Origin of the sequence: Pontibacter korlensis (genome assembly GCF_000973725.1) — a bacterium.
GTDB classification, from domain to species: domain Bacteria; phylum Bacteroidota; class Bacteroidia; order Cytophagales; family Hymenobacteraceae; genus Pontibacter; species Pontibacter korlensis.
Genome location: NZ_CP009621.1, coordinates 5,397,962 through 5,423,047, shown reverse-complemented (window position 1 = coordinate 5,423,047; position 25,086 = coordinate 5,397,962). Strand labels below are relative to the sequence as shown.

Genomic DNA, 25,086 nt, shown 5'->3' with positions numbered 1-25,086 from the left:
CCATGAAAAGAAATACACACAACATAAAAAAGCTCGGCGCTTGCCTCCTCATGCTGATGACCCTGGGCTCCTGTGAGGATTACCTGGAAGAAACGCAGGTCGCCACCCTGACCTATGACCATTACACCACCCAGGCAGGCATGGAAGACCTGGTGCGGGCCGCCTATGAGAAAACCCGCATCAAGTATGAGCGCGGCTCTTCGTTTATGTTTTTCAACTACGGCGTAGATACCTACACCCACGGCGACCAGCCCTCCGAGTACCGCTACAATGTCTACAACTCGGACCTGAACTCCTCTGAGGGTACTGTCAACCAGATGTGGACCGACTGGTACGACGGGATCAACCGCTGCAACCTGGGCATCAAACTTATTCCGGGCATAGAGGGCACCGGCCTTTACCGTACCGAGGAGGGCAAGAACCAACGGATAGCGGAGCTGCGCTTTCTCAGGGGCTTTTACTACTTTGGTTTGGTGCAGCAGTTTGGCGCCGTTCCCTTACTACTCGAGCCAAGCGAGGGCGTAAAGCTGGAGTTTACCCGAACCCCGGTGCCTGCCGTGTATGAGGCAATCATCAACGACCTGCGGTTTGCGGCAGAGCACCTGCCGCTCAACCAGAGCGATTATGGCAGGGCCACCAAAGGAGCCGCCGAGCACTACCTGGCCAAAGTATACCTGACCAGGGGCAGCGCCGTGGAGGATGAGCGCGGCCAGAAACCCACGGACATGGACAGTGCGGCCTACTATGCCGAGTCGGTGATCAACTCCGGGGTGTACCAGTTGGAGCAGGACTTTGCCGACCTGTGGGACATCAACAACAGGCAGAGCGTAGAGACGGTCTTTTCAACGCAGTTCAACTCCGACCCGATCCAGCAAGGAGCCAGGGGTAACTGGACCCACCTCTACTTTATCATGTACTATGACAATGAGCCCGGCATGAAGCGCGATGTGCTCAACGGGCGTCCCTACCGCAGGGTCAAACCAACCGACTATACCCTCGATGTATTTGACCGGAAAAACGACTCCCGCTTTTACAAGAGCTTTAAGCTGGCCTACATCAGCAACAATGCCGCCAGCATTCCTTCCTGGACCTCGCAGTACGCGCCTTCGCAGGACTTGGTGGGCCAGCCAAAGTATGAGGTAGGAGACACGGCTGTTTACCTGGTGGTGAACACGCCAGAGACAGCACTGACGCAGGAGGAAATCAACAGGACTCCGTACAAGGTGTATGCGCGCTATTATACCGATGCCTCCGGTAACCTGCAGCAGGGCTTCTCACGGGGCAAGTTTCCGACGCTCCTCAAACACCTGGATCCCTTGAGGCCAGACATCAACGAACGGAAGGGCTCCCGGGACGGCGTGTATGCCCGGCTTGGCGAAACCTACCTTATTGCAGCGGAAGCCTACGGCAGGATGGGGAACCTGGCCAAAGCCTTTGAACTGGTAAATGTGCTGCGCCAGCGTGCGGCTTATAAAGCCGGAGAGCAGAAGCCAGCACAATACTGGCAGGTAGAGGGTGGAGCCAAGGGCGACCAAAGCAGCACCTATGAGGCTATCATGGTCACCGATGACGTGTTATCTGACCCAGGGGAGCTGTACCCGCCTACAGCTTCCTCCACAGAACAGCGGTTCATACATTTTATGCTCAACGAGCGTGCCCGTGAGCTGTCCGGGGAATTTCACCGGTGGGAGGATTTGGTGCGTACTGAGTTGCTCATCGACAGGGCACGTCACTTTAACCAGGATGCCGTCAACATTCAGGATTACCATAAGCTGCGCCCGATTCCGCAGTCCCACCTGGACAGGATCTACCGCGACGGAGCGCCCCTAACACCGGATGCAAAAGCGGCAGAGCAGAACCCCGGATACTAAAGGAAGGATTATTACAGAAGGCCTGGCACAACCAGGCCTTCTGTGTATGGCCAGCATCACCACCGGACACAACAGGATAGTTTGCTCAGCACGAACCTTTAGCTTTAAGTCAAGAGCAGTTTTTTTAGTAGGCTTCGCTCAAACGAAGGAACACAAGAACCATGGACAGACGCAAATTCTTACAGCTCAGTGCGCTCTCGCCTCTACTCTTATCCTGTGCCGGGCATCTGGCCCAGGCCAGGGCTTTGGGTGCTGCGGATAATACGATGGCCTCTGATTTCAGCAAGCGGCTAAAGCCGGTGGGCAGGGCTCTGGAAACGGAAGGCTATTACGTGTGGGGCACCAGCCCGATCATGGGGCCGGACGGCAAAGTGCATGTGTTTTACTCCCGGTGGAAAGCCGAAAAAGGCATGGGCGGCTGGATCAACAGCTCTGAGATAGCGCATGCCGTCGCCGATACCCCTGAGTCTCCCTTCCAATATGTTTCCACCGTGCTGGCACCCAGGGGCGAGGGACACTGGGATGGCACCACCTGCCATAACCCCCACATTAAGTACATAGACGGCAAATATTGCCTGTTGTACATGGGCAACTCCAACCGCCGCACCAACACCAAGCGGGTAGGAATGGCGGTAGCCGACTCCCCTTACGGCCCCTGGACAAGACCCGACAAGCCTTTACTGGAGGCAGGGCCGGAAGGGGCGTGGGACGATCACTGTACCTCTAACCCCAGCTTTATCAAGCACCCGAACGGGCAGTACTGGCTTTATTACAAGTCCTGGAACACGAGCGAGTACGAAAACTATACAGACCCGAAAATAAGAGGCAACCGCAAGTATGGCCTGGCCATTGCCGAAAAGCTGGAAGGGCCTTACAGGCGGTATGAGGGCAATCCTGTCCTGGATTACTCCGGCAGGGGGAACAACATACAGGCTGAGGACGGCTATGTGTGGCACGAGGGCGGCAGGTTTAAAATGGTGATGCGCGATATGGGCATCTTCAACCACCAGTACGGCCTGTACCTGGAGTCCGGGAACGGGACCAAGTGGAGTGAGCCACAGGTGGCCTATTATAACACCGACCATTACTTTGCGCAGCCGCCGGCCCCGAGGCACCTTTCCAAGTATGGCCGCTTTGAGCGCCCGCAGCTTTTACTGCAACACGGCCAGCCTACGCACTTGTTCCTGACCTCGCAGGGCGGCAAGTACATGACCTCTAGTACCTACGTGTTCCGGATCGCACCGGAAAAGCAAATAAAGAAGAGCTAACAGGAATTACCGAACAGACCCTTAAACGGCAAAAGGATACATGGATCAGAAAATGTTAAAGCACAGGGCCCAAGGCCTGGCCAAGTGTATGCTGGGAGCGGCATTGGCCTTCCTGGCGGGCTGCAGCACCTCCGACAGCACGACAGGCAGCAACGAAGGAGAGAAAATTGACCGTCACGCCCTGGTCACGCGCCACAACGTGAGGCTTCACCAGCCGGATACCCTGGCCTCGCTTTCGGTTGGCAACGGCGACTTTGCCTATACTGTGGATGTGTCGGGGCTGCAGAGCTTCCCGGCCTACTATGAGAACGGCGTGTCGCTGGGCACGCAGTCGCAATGGGGCTGGCATGTGGTGCCCACCGACCAGAACTATACCTTGGCGGATGTGGCCCGTTACGATACCGCGGCCAATGGCCGTGTGATCCCGTTCCCGGTGCAGCACAAGGGCAAGGGCCGCAAGGTGGATGCCATGAACTGGCTGCGCACCAATCCGCACCGCCTGCACCTGGGTGTGGTGGGGCTGGTGCTGCTAAAAGAGAACGGGCAGGAGGTCGAGGTGCAGGATCTGCAGAAGATAGATCAGAAGCTGGACCTCTGGACAGGCAAGATCGAAAGCAAGTATGAGGTGGAGGGGCAACCGGTGACGGTGGAGCTCTACGGGCACCAGGAAAAAGATGCTATTTCCGCGCGTATCACCTCGCCGCTCATTTCGAAGGGACGGTTGAGGGTGTCGCTCAAGTTTCCGTACGGAGCCAACTGCCACGTATGCCCCGGCTATAACTGGCAGAACCAGGACAAGCATACCACCACCATGGCCCGTGCCGAGTCCGGCGCCAACCAGGTGCAGCTAAAGCGCCAGCTCGATTCAACCGTGTATTACACCAACATCAGCTGGAACGAAAAGGGGCAGTTCACCGAGAAAGCCAGGCACCATTTTGAGCTGACCCCTTCGGCAGAAGAGGAAAGCATGGCCTTCAGCGTGATGTTCAGCCAGGATCAGCCTGCCGGCAAAGCACCTGACTTCCTGGCAACGCAGGCCAGCAGCGAAAAAGAGTGGGAGAGGTACTGGACCGAAGGCGGTGCGATCGACTTTTCCGGCTCCACAGACCCGCGGGCAAAGGAGCTGGAGCGCCGCGTGGTGCTCTCGCAGTACCTGACCAAGATCCAGTGCACGGGCGATCTGCCGCCGCAGGAAACCGGCCTGACGATGAACAGCTGGTACGGCAAGCCGCACCTGGAAATGCACTGGTGGCACGGCGTGCACTTTGCCCTCTGGAACAGGCTGGGCCAGTTAGAGAAAAGCCTTCCCTGGTACACCAAAGTAATGCCCAAGGCCAAGGCCACAGCCGAATGGCAGGGCTATCAGGGGGTAAGGTGGCAGAAAATGACGGATCCCGAGGGCAACGAAAGCCCTTCCAGTGTAGGGCCCTACCTGATCTGGCAACAACCACACATCATTTACTTTGCCGAGCTGGCCTACCGCCAGAAACCTACCCGGGAAACGCTCGAGAAGTATGACGACCTGATCTTTGCCACCGCCGACTTCATGGCTTCCTACCCTACCTACAGCAAGGAGGATCAGCGCTATCACCTGGCCTCGCCCATCATTCCGGCCCAGGAGCTTTTCCCGGCACGCGAGACGAATGATCCGCCGTTTGAGCTGGCCTACTGGAACTACGGCCTGTCGGTGGCGCAGGAGTGGCGTAAGAGGATGGGACTGCCGGAGAACGAGAAGTGGCAGGAGGTGATCGACAAGCTGGCCCCGCTGGCGGTGAAAGACGGCTTGTACCTGCCTAGCGCCACGCATCCGCAGGCCTATACCGATGATTTTTACCGTCGTGACCACCCGGCAGTGGTAGGGGCCTTCGGTTACCTGCCCCTGAGCGGGAAGGTGGACACTGTTATCATGAAAAACACCTACAACGAGATCCTTGAGAAGTGGCAGTGGGACACCACCTGGGGCTGGGACTACCCGCTGATGGCTATGTCGGCCGCCCGGCTGAATGAGCCGGGGAAGGCCGTGGATGCCCTGTTCATGGATGTGCAGAAGAACACCTACCTGCCGAACGGGCACAACTACCAGGACGAGCGCCTGCGCATTTACCTGCCGGGCAACGGGGGCTTGCTTACAGCGGTCGCCATGATGGCGGCCGGCTGGGACGGTGCCCCGGACCGCCCGAACCCCGGCTTTCCCGCCGACGGCACCTGGAAGGTACGCTGGGAGGGCCTGCACAAGATGCCATAACCAGATGTTAAGCCACCCTTTATTTGCTCGTGTATCATGATGCGAACGATACTTTTCAAGCTTAGAAAACAACGATGTCCTGGTCTGTTGCTGGCCCTGTTGCTTCCTTTAACGGCAAGCACGCCGCCGGCAGGGGACACGACCATTCCGGCTTCACTGAAGTGGTCGGAGCGGATGGCGCTGTCGATTCAGAAGAACAACCCCGAACCCTGGATGATCGAGTTCTCCAAAAAGCCGGTGTGGAGCTATCCGCAGGGGCTGGTGCTGCATGCCTTCGAAAAGCTGTGGCGGCAGAAGCAGGACCCGCAGTACCTGGCCTATATCAAAGCTTACGCTGACCTGATGATCAACGAGGACGGCACGATCAACACCTATGATGTGGGCACCTTCAACATAGACATGCTCAACTCCGGCAAAATACTCTTTAACCTCTATGAACAGACCGGGGACGAGAAGTATAAGAAAGCGATCGTGCGGCTGCGCAACCAGCTCAAGTGGCAGCCCCGCACCACGGAAGGCGGCTACTGGCACAAGCTGCGCTATCCCTGGCAGATGTGGCTCGACGGGGCCTACATGGGCAGCCCTTTCCTGGCGCAGTACGCCCAAACATTCAACGATAAAGCAGCTTTTGACGAAGTGGCCCTGCAGCTGATGCTTCTGGAGCAGCACCTGCGCGACCCAAAGACCGGTTTGCTTTACCACGGTTGGGATGAGAGCAAGCTGCAGGTATGGGCCAATCCCAAGACAGGTACCTCGCCTAATTTCTGGGGACGGGCGATGGGCTGGTATGCCATGGCCGTGGTGGATGTGCTCGACTTCTTCCCGCCCGATCACCCGAAACGAAAAGACATAGAGGCGATCCTGCAGCGCCTGGCGCCGGCCCTGCAAAAGTACCAGGATGCTGCCTCAGGCCTATGGTACCAGGTAGTGGACCAGGGAGGCCGGGAAGGAAATTACCTGGAGGCCTCTGCCTCGAGTATGTTTGTGTATGCCCTGGCCAAAGGCGCCAACAAGGGTTACCTGGACAAACGCTACCGCAAGGTGGCCGAGAAGGGTTTTAAAGGTCTCACCGAGAAGCTGATACAGGTGCAGCCGGACGGGGAGGTAAACCTGACGCAGGTATGCGCTGTGGCGGGCCTGAGTGCTGACCGCGATGGCTCTTATGCGTACTACGTGAACGAGAAAATCAGAACAGACGATCCTAAGGGCACGGGGCCTTTCATACTGGCTAGCCTGGAACTAAACAAGTAAACTCCCTTACACGATGAAAAGAAAGAAGCAAAAGTATAAAACCCTAGGAACGCCCCTGGCGCTAACCTTTGCCTTGCTTTTGGTGTTGCTCAACGCCTGCAAGAGCTCCGAGAGCCAACAGGAAGCTGCCACGGAAGACCCTTGGAAGGAACTGGAGAACATCCGCGCGCAGATAAAGGCTCCGACGTTTCCGGACAGGGATTTCCCCATCACCGCATATGGCGCTGTGGAAGGGGGAGAGGTGAAAAACACCGAGGCCTTTCAAAAGGCCATACAAGCCTGCCACGAGGCGGGCGGTGGGCGGGTGGTGGTGCCTGCCGGCACCTTCCTGACCGGGGCCATCCACCTGAAGAGCAACGTGAACCTGCACCTGCAGGATGAGGCCACCATCCTTTTCAGCCGCGACACGGCCGACTACCTGCCGGTGGTGTTTACCCGCTGGGAGGGCATGGAGCTGATGAACTACTCCCCTTTTATCTATGCCTACGAGCAGGAGAACATCGCCATTACCGGCAACGGGACACTGGACGGCAACGCCAACAACGAGTACTGGTGGCCCTGGTGCGGTGCCAAGCGCTACGGCTGGGAAGAAGGCACGCCTAAACAGACCACGGACCGCAACCAGTTGCACGAGCAAAACCACCAGGAACAGGACCCGCGCACCAGGATTTATGGTGCCGGCCATTACCTGCGCCCGCAGTTTGTGCAGCCCTACAAGTGCAAAAACGTGCTCATCAGCGGCGTGAAGATGATCAACTCCCCTATGTGGAACCTGAACCCGGTACTGTGCGAGAACGTGACGATCGAGAAAGTGCGCATCGTGTCGCTGGGGCCAAACAACGACGGTTGCGACCCGGAGTCCTCCAAAAACGTGCTTATCAAAGACTGTTACTTTGATACCGGCGATGACTGCATCGCCATCAAATCAGGACGCAACCACGACGGCAGAAGAATCAACAAGCCCTCAGAGAACATCATCATCGAAGGCTGCGAAATGAAAGAGGGGCATGGCGGCGTGGTGATCGGCAGCGAGATCTCTGGCGGGGCCCGCAATATTTACGCCCTGAACCTGACCATGGACAGCCCAAACCTGGACCGCGTGCTGCGCATCAAGACAAGCTCGCGGCGCGGCGGCGTGATCGAAAATATTTTCATGAAAGACGTGAAGGTGGGAACCTATAAGGAGGCTGCCGTCAAGTGTAATATGTTCTATGAAGAGCCCGGCGAGCACATGCCCACTATCCGCAACGTGTTAGTTGAAAACCTGCAGGTAGAGGACGGGGGAAAATATGCCGTGCTGGTTAAGGCATACGAGGAGTCTCCGGTAGAGAACCTGCGCCTGGTCAACTGCACCATCAATGGCGTGGACGAGCCGCTACAGGTGGACCATGTTCAAAATATGACCTTCAGGAACGTCATTATCAACAAGCAAGCGTACGAACTGGAGAAGCCTGTTGCCAGCAAGAAATAAGTCCACGGCATGAGTGTAAAACAAAAGCAACGCCAATGGAAAATTAGCAAGAATAGAGACGTAGCACCACCTGGAGCTTATTGGTGCTGGTAACTTCCCTGTTCTTCTTTGGAGCTTTGCCCGTGACTTGGGCTTAATCCTGGTTCGGCACTTGAAGAAGGCTTGCCAGCTTACAGCTCTACGGTCAGCTTTCACCGATTCGAATTTCTTGATTGCATAGTTCGTGATACTGCCAATAGCCTGACCCCATGACCAACATGCAAACTCTCATCAGGACTACTTCTCTAGGCAAACGAAACGGTCGACTATTACCGCAGGCTTTGCTCAAATGGCAGTGTTCCTGCTCTCTGAAAAACCTAGCTGGACCACTAGCCTGTCCATACACTTGAACGGCGGGTGTGTGCAGCTGGCCCCGGCTCTTAAAGGGCAAGGTTATTAGCAAAACAGAGGCTTGATCATATTTCCCCTGCAAGTGCTACTGGATAGCACTTGCAGGGGAAGTTTTATTTTAAGCGCTTGAAAATTATGCTGTTGCAGGATAGGGCAGGACAGAAGTCTGTATGCTGTGTGCTATTTTGACTCAGGTTGCCATGGTGCATAAGGCGAAGCAGGTCAAGCCGTGTGCTGTGGAACAGAGTGTTTATCATAAAATTATCCATGCATGAAACAGTTTTACCAACACACAGGCTCATACACAGGTACAGCGCAGCAGCAACAGGGGCCAAGTATCAGTGGAAATCAGAATCAATACCGACTCCTCCTTCTGGCAGTGCTGGCACTTTCTCTTATAGTAAATGCTGCCAATGCCCAGAAAAGGTATATGGAGGAATTGAATCGGGGAGTAGTAGCTGTCCGAAAAAATGCCAACCAGGTTTTTATCAGTTGGCGCCTGCTGGGTACTGATCCTTCGGATGTTGCCTTTAATGTGTACCGGGGCGAGACCAAACTCAACGACGAGCCGCTTGTCCTGTCTACCAACTTTGTGGATAAAAGCGCCGCTAGCGAGGCCACTTACCACGTGCGTGCCGTAGTGCAGGGGCAGGAGCAGGCCCCATCCGAGGAAGCCGTGGTGTGGCAGGGAGCGTACATGTCGCTGCCGCTCAACCGGCCGGCAGGAGGCACGGTGAACGGCAGCAGCTATACCTACTCTCCAAATGATATGTCGGTGGGAGACTTGGACGGAGACGGGGAGTATGAGCTAATCGTGAAGTGGGATCCCTCCAACTCTCGGGATAACTCGCAAAAGGGCTACACCGGGAAGGTTTTCCTGGACGCCTATAAGCTGAGCGGGGAGCACCTGTGGCGCATTGACCTGGGCTGGAACATTCGGGCCGGGGCGCACTATACCCAGTTTCTGGTGTATGATTTCGACAGCGACGGCAAGGCCGAAGTTGTTTGCAAAACCGCCGATGGTACCGTAGACGGCACGGGTGTGGTGATAGGCGACGCCAGTGCCGATTACCGTAATTCCGACGGCTACATTCTGGCCGGGCCGGAGTTCTTAACGGTGTTTAACGGCGAAACCGGCGGCGCCATGGCGACGGTGGATTACCTGCCCGGCAGAGGCAATGTCTCTTCGTGGGGCGATAGCTACGGTAACCGCGTGGATCGTTTTCTGGCAGGTGTGGGCTACTTCGACGGCGAGCGCCCGAGCATCCTGATGGCCCGCGGCTACTATACCCGCTCGGTGCTGGTGGCCTGGGACTGGCGCAACGGGCAGCTCTCCCAACGCTGGACCTTCGATACGAACGACCCGGAGTACAGCGCTTACGCAGGGCAGGGCAACCATAGTCTCAGCATTGCCGATGTGGACAGCGACGGGAAGGATGAGGTGGTATACGGGGCCATGGCCGTGGACCACGACGGGACAGGCCTCTACTCCACGGGCCACAAGCACGGCGATGCGCAGCACGTCTCAGACCTGGACCCCGACAGACCGGGACTGGAGGTATATTCGATACACGAAACACCCGCTACGCCGGGAGCCTCGCTCTGGGACGCTCGTACAGGCGAGGTTCTCTGGAAAACAGCCAATGCCGACGTAGGGCGTGGCCTGGCAGCCGACATCACGGCAGCGCACCGGGGCTTTGAGGCCTGGGGCTTTGGCGGCGTGCGCAACATTAAGGGCGAGGTGATCGCCACGAGCAACCCAGCCTCCACAAACTTTGCCATTTGGTGGGACGGCGACCTGTTGCGCGAGCTCCTCAACGAAAACCGTATCGACAAGTACGGCGTAGGCCGCTTGCTGACGGCTACAGGGGCCTCCTCTAACAACAGCACCAAGGCTACGCCCAACCTGCAGGCTGACCTGTTTGGGGACTGGCGCGAGGAGTTTATTGTAAGGGAAGACAACAACGAAAGCCTGCGCATTTATACCACCACCTTCCCTACCAACTACCGCCTGTACACGCTCATGCATAACCCGCAGTACCGGGTGGCCATCGCCTGGCAAAACGTGGGCTATAACCAGCCGCCGCACGTAAGTTACTACCTGGGTGATAACATGAACCTGCCGCTGCAGCCAGAGGTGCGGCTGGCAGGTACTTCCACTGTACCGGATAATACTAACTCCCTGACGCCGCCTTCCCATATGATGGCGCAAGACCTTACCTTTTCTTCCGTACGCCTGAGCTGGCAGGATAATGCGGAGGGAGAGACAGCTATCCTGTTGCTGCGTTCTGAAGATGACTCCTCCTACACAGAACTGGCCACGCTGGCGGCTAACACGACCTTTTATGAAGACAAAAGCGTGGAGCCGGACACCAGGTATTTCTACCGCCTCAGAACTCTGCAGGGAGAGGCGCTGTCGGCTTTCAGCATGCCCTTTGCCCTGGCCACACCCGCTATTCCCACTAAGCCAGAGGTGCCTTACAATCCGGCGCCTGCCGACGCCGTCACCTACGAGGGCACAGACAAACTGACGCTGCGCTGGGCGGGGAGCGACAACACCGACACCTACAAAGTATACTTCGGCACCAACCCGGCTAAGTTGGCCTTCAAAGGCGATGCAGCCGCTGCCTCTTTTTCGGTCGCCAATCTGGCGGACAACACCACCTATTACTGGCGGGTGGACGCTGAGAACGAGGTAGGGTTGACCACAGGCGCGGTATGGTCTTTTAATACGGCAACGCTAAACCAGACGGGCATACGCGGCGACTGGCGCTTTGACGAGGCCAGCGGCATTGGCGTGCAGGACCACAGCAAGTATGGCAACCATGGCGAGCTTAAGAATACAGATGGAAGCATATGGACAAGGGGTAAATTCAACAGGGCCCTCGACCTGACGGGCACCACCGCGCTCAACAGCCATGTGCAGGTGCCGCACCAGGACCAGCTGTACTTTGACGACAACTCCTTTTCTGTCTCGCTTTGGATAAAAACGCCTGCCCGTTCGCCGCAGTCTTACTACATCTTCCACAAAGGCACTTTTTCCCAAAACGATGCCACCGGCGCGACCGGGCAGTGGTTCGGGCTGGAGGTGAAAGACGCCCTGATCCGCTTTGCCGTGGACGACAACATCACCAAAACAGAGGTAGGTGCAAATAACGCTACTTTCCTGACGGATGAGTGGGTGCACGTGGTGGTGATCAGAGACAGGGAAAGCAAGAAGCTGCGCCTGTACCGCAACGGGGCGCTCGTGTCGGAGGCCAGCGACAACACGAGTGCAGGCATCGGGCAAACAGAATCGCTGGTGATCGGCAACAACAGCAATTATAACGGGCCTTACAGAGGCATGCTGGATGAGCTGAAAGTATACAACTACAGCTTATCGGAGGAGGAGATTTCTGCGCTTTACCGGGACAGCCGTCTCATCAGCAAAGCTACTAACCCCACGCCGGCCGATTTGGCCACAGCCGTTGCGCCGGAGGCAGTGGAGCTGGGCTGGCAGGGCGATGCCCCGGCCTATAACCTCTACCTGGGCACTGCTGCCGATGCGCTGCAGCTCAAGGCGGCGGGACTGACCCAGAGTGCTTACGTCCTGGAGAACCTCTCGCACGGGACAGGCTACTTCTGGCGGGTGGACGCCGTGGACGGCGGCGACGTGGTAGAAGGTGACGTGTGGCGTTTCACGACCGCTGCGACTTCTGATTTGGAGGAGCAGACGAAAGCGGGCATGTTCTACGCTTACCCCAACCCCTTCTCTGATCAGCTCCACGTGGAGCTGCAGCTCAAAGACCAAGACCAGGTGAGCATCGCCATCTACGACCAGGTAAGCGGGCAGAAGCTGCATACGTTGGTAAGCGAGACGCTGGAGGCAGGGCTGCACCGCCTGCAGTGGAACGCCACCGACGCCCGCTTCGCCTCCCTTGAGCCGGGGGTGTACTTCTGCGTGCTGCAGACCTCCACCTATAAAATGGTCAGGCGCATCGTGAAGCAGTAAGGCTGCATGAACAAGGGCCGGCTCGGCAAATAGCCAGCCCTTGTTCATTTGTAATGAGCACAGCATCAAGTAAGTGCAGGACAGGTTTCTTCTGTTTTGATCCTATTTTGTTCAAGTTGTCTCACAGGGCTGATCACACCACGGATGGTTGACAGCCGGGGCAGTTGTACGCTACCAAGCCACCCTCAGCCATACCCGGGCTTTTCACACCATCGCCACCTAAGACATTTTTCACTTTTTACACCTTGTTTTATGGAACATAAGTTTTACTCTTTCAGCACTTGCCGTGCTGCCTTGCGCATCTTGGCGCTTCTGCTTGCCTGTTGCTTTACCTACCAGCTGCAGGCACAACAACTGGCTTTTCCCACCGCCGAAGGCTTTGGGCGCTTTGCCACCGGCGGGCGAGGCGGCGAGGTATACCACGTCACCAACCTGAACGACAGCGGCCCCGGCTCCTTCCGCGATGCAGTGAGCAAGCCCAACCGAACGGTGGTGTTTGATGTAGGAGGCGTTATCCGTATCAGCTCCCGGATTATTGTTTCCCCGAACATCACCATCGCCGGGCAAACGGCCCCCGGAGACGGCATCACTGTTTACGGCAATGGCCTTTCTTATTCCGAGGCAAACAACACCATTACCCGCCATATCCGCTTCCGCATGGGCAAGGTGGGCGACAGCGGGAAGGATGCCATTGCCATTGCCTCCGGCCACGACATGATCTTCGACCACGTCTCCATCACCTGGGGGCGCGACGGGACCTTCGACATCAACGGGGATGTGCGTAATGTGACCCTCCAGAACTCCATTGTGGGGCAGGGGCTGCAAACGCACTCCACCGGAGGGCTGGTGCAGTCTACTGGTGGTGTGTCTATTTTAAGGTGCCTTTACATTGATAACCATACCCGTAACCCCAAGGTGAAGGGCATGAACCAGTTTGTCAACAATGTGGTCTACGACTGGGCGGTGGCCGGTTATATCTTGGGTGATTCGCAGGGTCGGTCGGAGGCCAACGTGCAGAACAATTACTTTATCGACGGCCCCGAAACCGGCGATACGCCTCCTTTCAACAGGGCAAACGAGAACTTTCACTTGTTTGCCGAAAACAACTGGCACGATGCGAACGAAAATGGCGTGCTGGACGGATCGGTGGTGCCGGCAGAAGTATATGGCCCTGTGACCTGGATGGCAGAACCCTTCGATTTTCCCCAGGTGACGATGCACTCGCCGCAGCAGGCCTACGAGTGGGTGGTGGCGAACGTCGGCGCCTCGCTGCACCGCGATGAGGTCGACGCTTTTCTCATCGACGAGCTGACCTCCCTGGGCACCAAAGGGCAAACCATCAGCGACGAGATGAGCCTGCCCACAGCCGGTCCGGGCAAGGTGAGAGGTGGAGCCGCTGCCCCAGACACCGACCAGGACGGTATCCCGGACTATTGGGAGGTGCAGCACAATCTGGATCCAAATAATGCCGAGGACGGCAAGGTGATTGGCTCAAGCGGCTACTCTAACCTGGAGCTATACCTGGAGGACCTGATTGTGAACGGTCCGGGTGAGTTTATGCCTTCGCCTTTCAGCCTAAGGATTGCGGGTGTGTCACCCACCACCGTTGAGCTGGTGTGGGAAGTGGAAGAAGGCAGCACGGCGCAAACGGTGCTAGAGCGCTCAGAAAACGGAGGAGCTTATACTGTTGTCGCCACCTTGCCAGCCAGCACCCTGGCTTTTACCGATACCAACCTGAAGCCGGAAACAGAGTATACCTATCGCCTGCAGTCGCTGAGCGGGTCTGAGGCCTCTGGCTATACTTCGCCAGTCCTGGTTAGCACGCCTCCTATCCCTACCGCTCCCGCTGCGCCAGCCGGCGCCGCTCCTGCCGATGCCGCCCTCTATAACGGCATGGACCACCTGATGCTGCGGTGGACCGGCAGCGAGAGTACCGATTCGTATCATGTGTACTTCGGCACCGATGCTACCAAGCTGGCACATCAGGCAGATGGGACGGAAAACTCCTTTCACATCACCGAACTCAAAAGCAACACCACCTATTTCTGGCGGGTAGATGCCTCGAACGAGATCGGGAGAACAGAAGGGCAAGTATGGACGTTTACGACAGGCGAGCTCGTTCGCTCGGGCAAGGTGGGGGACTGGAAAATGGATGAGGGGAGTGGTATTTTTGTGACAGATTACAGCCAGTTTGCAAATAGCGGAGAGTTGCGCAACAGTGAAGCACACGCCTGGGTAGCCGGGATGGAAAAGAATGCCCTCGACCTGAATACCTCTACCACGACCACCCACGTCCATGTGCCGCACCAGGAGCAGCTATACTTCGACGAGAACTCGTTTGCCGTGTCGTTCTGGATGAAGACCTCCATGCAAAGCGGGCACGCCTACCTGTTTCACAAAGGCACCTTTTCCAGGAGCGCCTTTGAAGGGGCCACCGGGCAATGGTTCGGGCTGGAGCTAAAGGATAGGTTGCTGCGCTTTGCCGTGGACGACGACAGGAAAAAGAGCGAGGTGGGCATCACCATCACCGAGCTGTTGAATGACGAGTGGGTGCACGTGGTGACTGTGCGGGACGCAGAAAATAAAAAGATCCGCATTTACCTGAACGGGATGCTGGCAAAAGAGGCAAACGATAACACCAGCAGAGGCATCGGGCAGACAGAGCCGCTTATCATTGGCAACTCCCGGGATTTTAATGTTGCCTTCAAAGGCGCGCTGGATGAGTTCAAGGTATACAACTATGCTTTGTCGCCTCAGGAGATCGCCTTGCTGTACCAGAACAGCCCGCTCATCAGCCAGGCCACAAGCCCGACGCCGGCCGACCTGGCCACAGCTGTTGAGCCAGACATGGTGGAGCTGGGCTGGCAGGGCGATGCCCCGGCCTATAACCTCTACCTGGGCACTGCTGCCGATGCGCTGGAGCTCAAGGCGGCGGGACTGACCCAGAGTGCTTACGTCCTGGAGAACCTCTCGCACGGGACAGGCTACTTCTGGCGGGTGGACGCCGTGGACGGCGGCGACGTGGTAGAAGGTGACGTGTGGCGTTTCACGACCGCTGCGACTTCTGATTTGGAGGAGCAGACGAAAGAGGGCATGTTCTACGCTTACCCCAACCCCTTCTCTGATCAGCTCCACGTGGAGCTGCAGCTCAAAAAACGTGACCAGGTGAGCATCGCCATCTACGACCAGGTGAACGGACAACGGCTGCACACGCTGGTAAGCGGGACGCTGGAGGCGGGGCTGCACCGCCTGCAGTGGAACGCCACCGACGCCCGCTTCGCCTCCCTGAAGCCGGGGGTGTACTTCTGCGTGCTGCAGACCTCCACCTATAAAATGGTCAGGCGCATTGTGAAGCAGTAAGGCTGCATGAAAGGTTTCCCGAAGGCCGGCTGTTTCTGCAGCCGGCCTTCTTTTTTCGAGGTGCGCTTGCTGCTGCATACCACCCTGCAGGGCTACAGGACAGGGCAGGATAGCGGTTTAAAAATAACATCTTATTTTTAGGATAGCTGATAAAGTGCTGCACCTGTAGCGATGTATGAACAATAAAGCCTGATTATGATACGACCTAGCTTCTCCCTTTTGCTCCTCCTTTTCCTTTTCCCTCTTTGCAGCCAGGCCCGGCAGGGCATTGGCAACCTGAAGGGGAAACCAGAGCAAAAGCAAAACACCTTCACCTTTTCCACCGACAATGCCCGGGTGCAGCTCGAGTTCTGCACGCCTGAAATGGTGCGCATCCGCACCACCTGGGAAGAGGAGTTCGAGCCGGAGGAATCGTACATGGTGGTGCAGCACAGCTGGACGCCGCTTAAGGTAGACGTGAAGAAAAAATCCGGCAATTATACCTTAAGCACCGATGCTTTGCAGGTAAGAGTTCGTAAGGCGCCCTTCACCTTAGAGATCGCCAACAAGGAAGGTGATATTCTTTCCACCGAATCCTTTGGGCAGAGTGAGGGTGCCTACAAGCGAAACAAGGTGGTGGGCACACGCAAAAAGCTGATGCCCGAGGAGCATTTCTTTGGTTTCGGCGAGCGCATGGATTTCGTGGACCAGCGGGGCAAAGAGCTGCGCCTGAATGTGGGGCGCGGCACGCTCAAGCCGCACATTATCGGGGCCTATAACGTGATGGAAGCCAACTATGCTCCGGTGCCTTTCTTTATGAGCACGCGCGGCTACGGTATTTTCCTGCACAACCCCTACGCCACACGCTGGGACATGGGCAACACCGATGAAAACACTTACGCCTTTGAGGCCGAGGGCGGCGAGCTGGATTACTACTTCATCTACGGACCTGACTTTCCCGCGATACTAGGACACTACACCACGCTAACCGGCAAAGCGCCGCTGCTGCCACGCTTTGCGCATGGTCTGCACGTGGGCACCTACAGCGGCGGCACCTGGGGCCACACCGAGATGGCCTCCACTGACTATGTGGTAGAGCTGGCCCGCAAGTACAGGGCCATGGGCATTCCCATTGATATCCTGCACCTGGACTCTACCTGGCGTATGTTTGGCAAGAGCGGGGGCAACGGGGCCACCTCTTACGAGTGGCGCGAGAACATGAAGAATCCGGAAAGGATGTTCGAGCAGCTTTATGCCATGAACCTGAACATGGTGGGGCTGCACATCCGGGGCCGCTACGACAACGGGACCCACCTCAACCTGCTGGACCAGGCACGGGAGCAAGGCATGGTGTACCCGGAGGAAACCAACCCCGGCGAGTTCGTGAATTTCTTTGATGAGAAAGCTGTAGACTGGTGGTGGGATAATGCGGTGATGAAGATTGCCTCCATCGGCGCCAAATTCCTGAAAACAGACGAAGGCAGCGCCTTTGGCCGGGAAGCCAACGAAAGCAAAAAGGTAGGCCCTACCAGTCCTGAAGCGCAGCGCCTGCACAACATCTTTCCCATCGCCTATGCCAAGGCCCCTTACGAAAGGTTCAGTAAGTTTAACGGCATGCGCGGCATGAACCACACCCGCGAAGGGTATGCCGGCATCCAGCGCTATCCGTTTATCTGGGCCGGCGACTGGCCGAGCGAGTGGCAGTACTTCGCCCCGGTTATCAAAGCCGGCCTCAACATCGGGCTCAGCGGGGTAAGCTACTGGACGCACAACATGGGCGGCTTTGAGCACAAGGCCGACCCGGAGCTCTACATCCGCTGGGTACAGTTTGGTATGTTCAGCCCTGTAGCCCACGTGTTCGGCATGGACCACCCCGGCTACAAAGAGCCCTGGAACTATGGCGAGGAGGCTTTGGCTAACTTCACCAAGTATGATAAGCTGCGCTACCGCATGATCCCCTACATCTACAGCAGCGCTTTTGAGACCTATAAAACAGGTGTGCCGATGATGCGGGCACTGGTGCTGGAAAACCAGAACGATGTGAACACCTACAGCGTGGAGGACCAGTACATGTTCGGCGATTACCTGATGGTGTGCCCGGTGACGACCAAGGGGGCGCAGACGCGGGTGGTATACTTGCCGGAAGGGGAGTGGGTTGAGTACTGGACCGGCAAAACCTACGAAGGCAAAAAGCACTACAACATCGTCACGCCACTAGACCAACTGCCGATTTTTGTGAAGGCCGGCGCTATTATTCCGATGCAGGAAGAAGTGCAGTTTGACGACAGAAAAGCGTGGGGCGACCTCACCTTCGAAGTATACCCGGCTGGCAAATCAAGCTTTGAGCTGTTTGAGGACGACGGCTTGAGCGAAGAGTACAAAGAGGGCGGCTACAGCATTACCACTGTTACTTCAAATGCCACAGAGCGTGGCACCACCGTTCGCATCGGCGCGGCTAAAGGAGCCTACCAGGTACCTACCCGTAACTACATCATCAAAGTGCATCAGGACAAGGCGCCAACCAGCGTGAAAGCAGGTGGAAAACAGCTTGCCAGCACCAACTCTGAACAATTTACGGGTGCTGGTTCCGAAGGCTGGTACTATGATGCGGAGGCAAAAGTGCTGTGGGCCAAAAGCCGTAAGGCCGCCGGAGACGAATTAAATTTCGATCTCTCCTACTAAACCGGGCAAGACACCGGCAAACACAAGGAGTTAGTGTTATCCATTTATTCATGATTGGCTATGAACAGAATCAAGGCGGTTCTTATCCTATTTCTGGCTTTTGTACTTCAGGCAAGCCATGTGCTGGCAGAGGTGCGGTTTGGCAGCCCTTTTAAAAACCACATGGTGCTGCAGCGGGGGCAGCAGGTGCCTGTCTGGGGATTCGCCAGGCCCGGGGAACAGGTAACGCTTACATTTGCAAAACAGAAGCTCAAAGCCAGGGCCGATAAGGCAGGGAAATGGCTGGTTAACTTGGGCAAGTTGCAGGCTGGCGGCCCCTATGAAATGACTGTCAAGGGTGAAAACACGCTCACGCTGCAAGATGTGTACGTAGGCGAAGTATGGTTTTGCTCCGGGCAGTCAAACATGGAGATGACCGTCGGCAGCAAGTACCTTACCTGGGCAGGCGTGTTTAACGAGGACGAGGAAATCGCTGCTGCCAACTACCCGCTAATCCGGGTGTTTACCGCCCCCAACTCCTATAGCGAAATGCCGCAGCAGGAGGTAGGCGGCCAGTGGGAAGTCGTTTCCCCGCAGACGGTAGGCAACCTCTCAGCCGCTGCTTACTTCTTTGCCCGCGACCTGCAGGCAACGCTAAAGGTGCCTGTCGGGCTGGTGGTGTCAGCGCATGGAGCAAGCAAGGTGGAGGCCTGGACGCGGCGCGAAGCGCTGGAGGCTGAACCTGCTTACAAGTTCTTGCTCGACAACCTGCAGGAGAAAATAGAGAAGTATAAAGCCGATACAGCCGCACAGCGAAAGTATGCAAAAACATTTGCCGAGTGGAAGGTAAAAGATGCGGAGGCGCGGGCAGCAGGTAAAGGCTATGTACGCCGTCCGCAGGACCCTAACCCGATCAATAACCGGCACAGTCCCTTTGTGCTTTGGAACGGGATGGTGGCTCCGCTGGTGCCCTTCGCCGTGCGCGGGGTGCTGTGGTACCAGGGCGAGTCAAACAGCGAAACAGCCACCATTTACCGCCGGCAGATGGAGACACTCATACGTGATTGGCGTGCGCAATGGGGGCAGGATGACCTTCCGTTTATCTACGTGCAGCTGGCCAACCACGCCAAAACGCCGGACACCATCCCTGCCCAGGGCGGGGTGGCTGCCCTGAAGCGGGAGGCGCAGCTGCAGAACCTTTCCGTGCCGCACACGGCCATGGTCGTGGCCATTGACAATGCTGACCCGGATAACCCAAGAAACATCCACCCCAAAAACAAGCAGGCGATCGGCCGCCGCCTGGCCCTGGCTGCCAGGGCTATCGCCTACGGCGAGCAGATTGCCTACTCCGGCCCTGTCTACAAGCAGATGGAGAGAGAAGCAGATGCCATCCGCTTATACTTTGACCACACTAACGGCGGGTTAAAAGCCAAAGGGAACAATGGCTTGGCGGGCTTTGCCATTGCCGGGGAAGACGGAAAGTTTGTGTGGGGCCAGGCAAGGATTGAGGGCGAGACCGTGGTGGTCAGGAGCCCGGAGGTAGCAAAACCGGTGGCGGTGCGTTATGCCTGGGGCGACCATCCGCCTGTCAGCCTGTACAACGGTGCGGGTCTACCGGCCTCGCCATTCCGCACCGACACTTTTGAGGTGGAGCTCAGTAGCCTGAAGAACTAAGGAGGTGCTTTCTCCGGTCACCTTGAAACGGGTTATGCCTTTAGCTTGAACCTAAGCAAGGGGGCTGAACCGAATAATGCTACAGGTAAGCTTGCCCCTTCACGTCCGAAGAGACGTCAAGACTTAATTCATGATGACTGTACTTTAGACGCTAGGTGTGAAATAACCAACAGGGCCTAAAAAGTAAAGCGGATGTCGCTTTCCACAAGACCCATTCAGGATGACAAAGGTCAGCGGGTGCTGCTTTCGGGAGGCAGCGGTGCGAAGGGCACTTGCAAGGCTGAGAATAGTCGCTATGCCGGCTAAAGGCAGCGCAGCACACCTGCGCCTTCCAAATGCATGTTATACACTGTGATACATTGGCGCATCCGAAAAGGGGCTGCCCGGTTAACCGGGCAGCCCCTTTTCGCACCTTCTGGACCTACAATGCTACATTTGACACATGTTCCGTCGCTATTTTGCTGTTGTCCTGTGTGCTGATGTTGAAGTTCTCAAAAAGCCAGTCTTTGGCGTAGGTGATTTTACCGGCTGTTTTGGCGTTGATGTCGATGTTCTTTAACCTGAAGTTCTGTATCCAGGATTGCTCCACGCCTGCCGCGGCGATCGCCTTTCTGGCGCTTTGTACCTTGATGTCAGAAATGTATATGTTGCGGAATGTTGGGATGCCTTTCTCGGTGGGTTCAACAGGCGTGAGCATGGTCTTCCAGTGGGCCGGCAGGGTCTCGTAGTTATAGCCTTCTGGCAGGGTAGAGTAGCTGTAGCTCGGGTTCCAGTTCATAGCCACTTCGATAGGGGTTCCTACTTCTTCCATCTCGATGTTTTGCAGGTAAATTTCCTCCACCGTACCGCCTCGTGTGGTTGCCGACTTAAAGCGCAAGCCTACGCCTGTGCCCTTTGCCTTCAGGTTATAGGCCAGCACGTGCCGTATCCCGCCGGAGGTCTCGCTGCCAAAGGTGATCAGGCCGCCGCCTTTGCGGGAGATGCAGTCGCGGATCACCACATACTCTGTCGGGCGGTTTACGCGAAGCCCGTCCCAATCGCGGCCGGCTTTCAGGCAGAAGTTGTCGTCGTTGCAGTCGATGTCGCAGTTCTCTACAAGTATGTGCGAGGAGGAGTCGATGTCAATGCCGTCGGTGCTGGGGCCATGGCCGTCTATGTTATTCTGGATGGTGATGCCGTCAACAGTGATGTGGTCGGAGTACAGCACATGCACGGTCCAGAAACCCGCCTGCTGCAGGGTGATCCCTTGTACCGTTATGTCAGATGATTCTGAGATAAGCAAGGTACGGGGGCGCTTGGCGTCGTAGTCCACAATCCAGCGCAGGCCCTTCGGTTCATACGTTTTCCGGAGCTTCCAGTAGGCGTCCCAGAAGGGCTTGCCCTGTGCGTGTACCGTGCCTTCGCCGGTGATGGCTACCTTCTCCTGGTCCAGCACATTGATCAGGGCCGAAGGCCATACCATCTCAATTCCGGCAATACGCGACTCCATGTCGGGGTAGTCTGCCAAATCCTGGCTGCCTAAAAGCGTCACCCCCTTATCAAGGCGCAGGTGCACGCCTTTTTTAAGGTAGATAGCGCCTGTCAGGTAAGCACCCGGCGCAAAGGTGACAATACCACCACCCTTGGCGGCACAGGCATCAATAGTGGCCTGAATGGCTTTGGTGTTGAGCGTTTTTCCGTCGTTCACGGCACCATACTTTGTTACCTCGAAAACTGTTTTGGAGGTGGGCATCTTTTTGGCGCCAACCGCTTGAACCCAGTCTAACTTAGGTAAGTTTTCTTTGTCAGGCTTCTCTTTGAAGCCGGCAAGAGCCAGCGAGAAAACTGTTAGGAGGATTAATCCCTTTAGCTTCATCTTGTGCATAGGTTTATAGCCTTAGTGTGGGAAATTGTGTTTGTCAGGATGTTTCTTGCATGCCGCAGGCTGCATTCCTTTTTAAAGGTATGCAGCTTCCTTGTACTGCCCGTCCTGTGCTGTCCTGCGAAAAGACAGGTGTCCTTAATCGTTAGAACCCTACACCACAGGATGGTTGCTGTTTGGATAAGTCTTATCTTACTTCCTGACAGATGAATAGAAGTATAAGCGAGACAATGACAGGTTCATAAAGAAGGGATTATGATGACACACAATTCAGGCCTTATAAGAAAGGCTTTCCTGCTGTGCGCCCTCGTGTTTTGGGGTGCCTTCCAGGCAAGCGCAGACAACAAATTGCCCAAAAAAAGAAAGGTACTGCAGACCTTGACGCTGGCGAACGATTACTTTATGCAAAAGTGGCCTGACCCCGGGAAAGAGATCGTGACAAACAAAACGCGACCGAGCAACATCTGGACCAGGGGGGTATACTACGTGGGCCTGATGGAGCTGTACAAGGCAGACCCGCAGCAACGGTACTACGACTATGCCGTGGAGTGGGGCCAGAAGCATAACTGGGGCCTAACGGGCGGGGACCACATCCGCCACGCCGACTACCAGACCTGTGGGCAAACGTACCTCGAGCTCTACAAAATGGACCCTCAACCGGAGCGGATCAAATCCATCAAGGCGTCTGTCGATAACATGGTGAACAGCGACAAAGTAGACGACTGGCACTGGATCGATGCATTGCTGATGGCGATGCCGGTATATGCCGAACTGGGCGTGATGTATGAGGATGAAACATACTTTGAAAAGATGTATGAACTGTACAACTTCACCAAAACGCAGCACGGCGGTAAGGGCCTGTACAACCCAGAGGATAAGCTGTGGTGGCGCGATAAGGACTTTGTGCCGCCTTATAAGGAACCGAATGGGGAGGATTGTTACTGGTCCAGGGGCAACGGCTGGGTTGTGGCGGCGCTTGTGCGCGTGATGGATATTATGCCCAAAGACGCCCCTCACCGGGAGGAGTATCAGAAAACATACCTGGAGATGATGGAGGCACTGGTTCCCCTGCAAAGAGAAGATGGTTTCTGGAACGTAAGCCTGCACGACCCGAACCATTATGGAGGAAAGGAGACGACGGGAACGGCCTTATTCACCTATGGCATGGCCTGGGGGCTTAACAATGGTTTGCTGGACGGGAAGGTTTATAAACCTGTTATCGCAAAAGCCTGGGCTGCTATGGAAAATGATGCACTTCACCCGAACGGGTACCTGGGCTACGTGCAGGGCACCGGTAAGGAGCCAAAAGACGGGCAGCCGGTTACCTATACCAGCAGGCCGGATTTTGAGGACTATGGCTTGGGATGTTTTCTCCTGGCAGGCACTGAAATCATGAAGATGAGATAGAAACTGGTACTGCCAGTCCATAGCGCGGCCCTTGTATGGCAGAGTTTATCCTTTGCTGTAAAAGGGCCGCTGCTGTTTTAGACGGATACAGGACAGTGCAGGATAAAATAAGGCGTGTGCCTTTGTAGGTTTAGCATAGCTAAAAACAGGTAAATATCTTAAGAAACCTTACAGAAATTGGAATGAAGACAATACCGACGAATACCAGCCTCCTGAACCTTATCTGTGCCTGCCTGTTGGTAACGGCCTTGAGTAGCCTCAATGCTGCTGCCCAAAGTGCTGCTTTTGAAGATGAACAGGTTATCCGGAAGGTCGCCGACTACATCCTCTCCAAGGCATCCTTTGAGTTTGTAGGGGAGCAGAGCAATAAAGTCTACGCCACCACGGCGCAGATACCTGCCAATGAAGAAGTGAAGTTTAGCAGCAAGTATGGCGAGTGGCATTATACCAATGGTGTGGTTAACATGGCCATGCTGCACTTGGCGGATTTTCTGGGAGAGAAGAAGTATGCCGATTTTGCGGCAAGGCACGTTGCTTTTGGGTTTGATAACTATAAATTCTTCCAGAAGCGTTTCAAGCATGACAGACGCCACTACTATTACCCCTTTGGGCAGCTCTGGACGATGCAAGAGTTGGATGACTGTGGCGCCATGGGTGCCAGTGTGATAGAAGTGTACAACCACGTCCGGCGTAAGGATTACAAGGAATATATCTACAACACCGCCAGGCACATTACCGAAAGGCAGGAGCGCCTACCTGACGGCACACTCGTCAGAAAAACCCCTGAGGCAATCAGGAATTCGCCGCACGACATGACTTTATGGGCCGATGACCTTTACATGAGTGTGCCGTTCCTGGCTCGTATGGGCCAGTTAACCGGGCAGGCAAAGTACTTTGATGATGCTGTGCAACAGGTGCTGAACTTTGACAAGTACCTCTGGAATGAGGAGAAAGGGCTTTATTACCACTGCTACTACAGCGAAAGCCAGGAAAACGGGGTGGCACACTGGGGAAGAAGCAATGGCTGGGTTGTCCTGGCGCAGGTCCACCTGTTAAGCTACCTGCCTAAGGACCACCCCAAGCGGCCGGATATTCTTAAGAACCTGAAAAAGCAGGTGATCGGCCTCTCCCGCTACCAGGATCAGCATGGGTTGTGGCATCAGCTGCTCGACAAGCCCGATTCATACCCTGAAACTTCTGTATCGGCCATGTTTGTGCAGGGCATTGCCAAGGGAGTAAACGAAGGATGGATTGACAAGAGGTACGCTTCTGTGGCTCTTACAGGGTGGGAGGGACTCAAGAAGCAGATGATAAAAGCGGATGGTCAGGTAGATGCTATTTGCGTCGGCACCGGTATCAAGAACGATCTGCCCTTTTACTACAACCGGCCTGCCAGGCCAAATGAGAAACACGGTGTCGGTTCCGTGATTGATGCCGGCATTGAGGTCGTGAAGTTAAAGCGCCTAATGCAGTTGTAGGACCAGGTGGACTGGCCACAGGAAGCTTTTAGAGTTTCCTGAAAACCAAAAGGAGAGAGGTCCTTGCTGCCCCGCTCTAAAAGCTCAGTAACGAAAACAAATAATCAGGTTTCGTTACTGAGCTTCTCTTTTATGGACTATTTATGTTGTTGTAGGGTGTTGCAACATGATGGGCTGTG

Annotated in this window: 12 protein-coding genes; 11 read left to right on the top strand and 1 reads right to left on the bottom strand. The window is 55.9% G+C overall.

Annotation, left to right across the window (positions count from 1 at the left end):
* Nucleotides 1-2 precede the first annotated feature (2 nt).
* The 9 genes from PKOR_RS23080 to PKOR_RS23040 all read left to right on the top strand — a co-directional run bounded on the left by PKOR_RS23080 (nt 3) and on the right by PKOR_RS23040 (nt 20,161).
* Nucleotides 3-1,871 (top strand): RagB/SusD family nutrient uptake outer membrane protein, encoded by a 1,869-nt coding sequence (locus tag PKOR_RS23080; RefSeq protein WP_052739067.1) that lies wholly within the window; start codon nt 3-5, stop codon nt 1,869-1,871.
* 161 nt (nt 1,872-2,032) lie between these two features.
* Entirely contained in the window at nt 2,033-3,139 is a 1,107-nt protein-coding gene (locus tag PKOR_RS23075; RefSeq protein ID WP_046313781.1) for a glycoside hydrolase family protein, read from the top strand.
* 40 nt (nt 3,140-3,179) lie between these two features.
* Nucleotides 3,180-5,384, top strand: a complete 2,205-nt coding sequence (locus PKOR_RS23070; protein ID WP_200897404.1) for a hypothetical protein — start codon at nt 3,180-3,182, stop codon at nt 5,382-5,384.
* A gap of 36 nt (nt 5,385-5,420) precedes the next feature.
* Nucleotides 5,421-6,635: a glycoside hydrolase family 88/105 protein gene (locus PKOR_RS23065; protein ID WP_235337021.1), complete on the top strand. Its 1,215-nt coding sequence runs from the start codon at nt 5,421-5,423 to the stop codon at nt 6,633-6,635.
* Between the two features lie 13 nt (nt 6,636-6,648).
* The gene (locus PKOR_RS23060) at nt 6,649-8,106 is read left to right on the top strand and encodes a glycoside hydrolase family 28 protein (RefSeq protein ID WP_084694896.1); all 1,458 of its coding nucleotides are present in this window, start codon (nt 6,649-6,651) and stop codon (nt 8,104-8,106) included.
* Between the two features lie 661 nt (nt 8,107-8,767).
* Nucleotides 8,768-12,487, top strand: coding sequence for a rhamnogalacturonan lyase family protein (locus PKOR_RS25940; protein ID WP_071843190.1), 3,720 nt, complete (start codon nt 8,768-8,770; stop codon nt 12,485-12,487).
* 252 nt (nt 12,488-12,739) lie between these two features.
* Nucleotides 12,740-15,847: a LamG-like jellyroll fold domain-containing protein gene (locus tag PKOR_RS24280; RefSeq protein WP_071843189.1), complete on the top strand. Its 3,108-nt coding sequence runs from the start codon at nt 12,740-12,742 to the stop codon at nt 15,845-15,847.
* A 195-nt stretch (nt 15,848-16,042) separates the two neighbouring features.
* A complete protein-coding gene (locus PKOR_RS23045) occupies nt 16,043-18,508 on the top strand; it encodes a glycoside hydrolase family 31 protein (protein WP_052739066.1) in 2,466 nt (821 codons plus the stop codon).
* A 60-nt stretch (nt 18,509-18,568) separates the two neighbouring features.
* Nucleotides 18,569-20,161 (top strand): sialate O-acetylesterase, encoded by a 1,593-nt coding sequence (locus tag PKOR_RS23040; RefSeq protein ID WP_046313779.1) that lies wholly within the window; start codon nt 18,569-18,571, stop codon nt 20,159-20,161.
* A 421-nt stretch (nt 20,162-20,582) separates the two neighbouring features.
* Here PKOR_RS23040 and PKOR_RS23035 read toward each other — a convergent pair whose 3' ends face one another.
* A complete protein-coding gene (locus PKOR_RS23035; RefSeq protein WP_235337019.1) occupies nt 20,583-22,025 on the bottom strand; it encodes a glycoside hydrolase family 28 protein in 1,443 nt (480 codons plus the stop codon).
* A gap of 252 nt (nt 22,026-22,277) precedes the next feature.
* Here PKOR_RS23035 and PKOR_RS23030 point away from each other — a divergent pair, with 252 nt between their 5' ends.
* Nucleotides 22,278-23,429, top strand: coding sequence for a glycoside hydrolase family 88/105 protein (locus tag PKOR_RS23030; RefSeq protein WP_235337017.1), 1,152 nt, complete (start codon nt 22,278-22,280; stop codon nt 23,427-23,429).
* Between the two features lie 182 nt (nt 23,430-23,611).
* Entirely contained in the window at nt 23,612-24,907 is a 1,296-nt protein-coding gene (locus PKOR_RS23025) for a glycoside hydrolase family 88/105 protein (RefSeq protein WP_052739065.1), read from the top strand.
* Nucleotides 24,908-25,086 lie beyond the last annotated feature (179 nt).

What these genes read in the sequence shown, in the direction of transcription:
- PKOR_RS23040 (WP_046313779.1), top strand. Translation starts at nt 18,569, where the DNA reads ATGAACAGAATCAAGGCGGTTCTTATCCTATTTCTGGCTTTTGTACTT.
- PKOR_RS23075 (WP_046313781.1), top strand. Translation starts at nt 2,033, where the DNA reads ATGGACAGACGCAAATTCTTACAGCTCAGTGCGCTCTCGCCTCTACTC.
- PKOR_RS23045 (WP_052739066.1), top strand. Translation starts at nt 16,043, where the DNA reads ATGATACGACCTAGCTTCTCCCTTTTGCTCCTCCTTTTCCTTTTCCCT.
- PKOR_RS25940 (WP_071843190.1), top strand. Translation starts at nt 8,768, where the DNA reads ATGAAACAGTTTTACCAACACACAGGCTCATACACAGGTACAGCGCAG.
- PKOR_RS23065 (WP_235337021.1), top strand. Translation starts at nt 5,421, where the DNA reads ATGATGCGAACGATACTTTTCAAGCTTAGAAAACAACGATGTCCTGGT.
- PKOR_RS23060 (WP_084694896.1), top strand. Translation starts at nt 6,649, where the DNA reads ATGAAAAGAAAGAAGCAAAAGTATAAAACCCTAGGAACGCCCCTGGCG.
- PKOR_RS23070 (WP_200897404.1), top strand. Translation starts at nt 3,180, where the DNA reads ATGGATCAGAAAATGTTAAAGCACAGGGCCCAAGGCCTGGCCAAGTGT.
- PKOR_RS23025 (WP_052739065.1), top strand. Translation starts at nt 23,612, where the DNA reads ATGAAGACAATACCGACGAATACCAGCCTCCTGAACCTTATCTGTGCC.
- PKOR_RS23030 (WP_235337017.1), top strand. Translation starts at nt 22,278, where the DNA reads ATGATGACACACAATTCAGGCCTTATAAGAAAGGCTTTCCTGCTGTGC.
- PKOR_RS24280 (WP_071843189.1), top strand. Translation starts at nt 12,740, where the DNA reads ATGGAACATAAGTTTTACTCTTTCAGCACTTGCCGTGCTGCCTTGCGC.
- PKOR_RS23080 (WP_052739067.1), top strand. Translation starts at nt 3, where the DNA reads ATGAAAAGAAATACACACAACATAAAAAAGCTCGGCGCTTGCCTCCTC.
- PKOR_RS23035 (WP_235337019.1), bottom strand. Translation starts at nt 22,025, where the DNA reads ATGCACAAGATGAAGCTAAAGGGATTAATCCTCCTAACAGTTTTCTCG.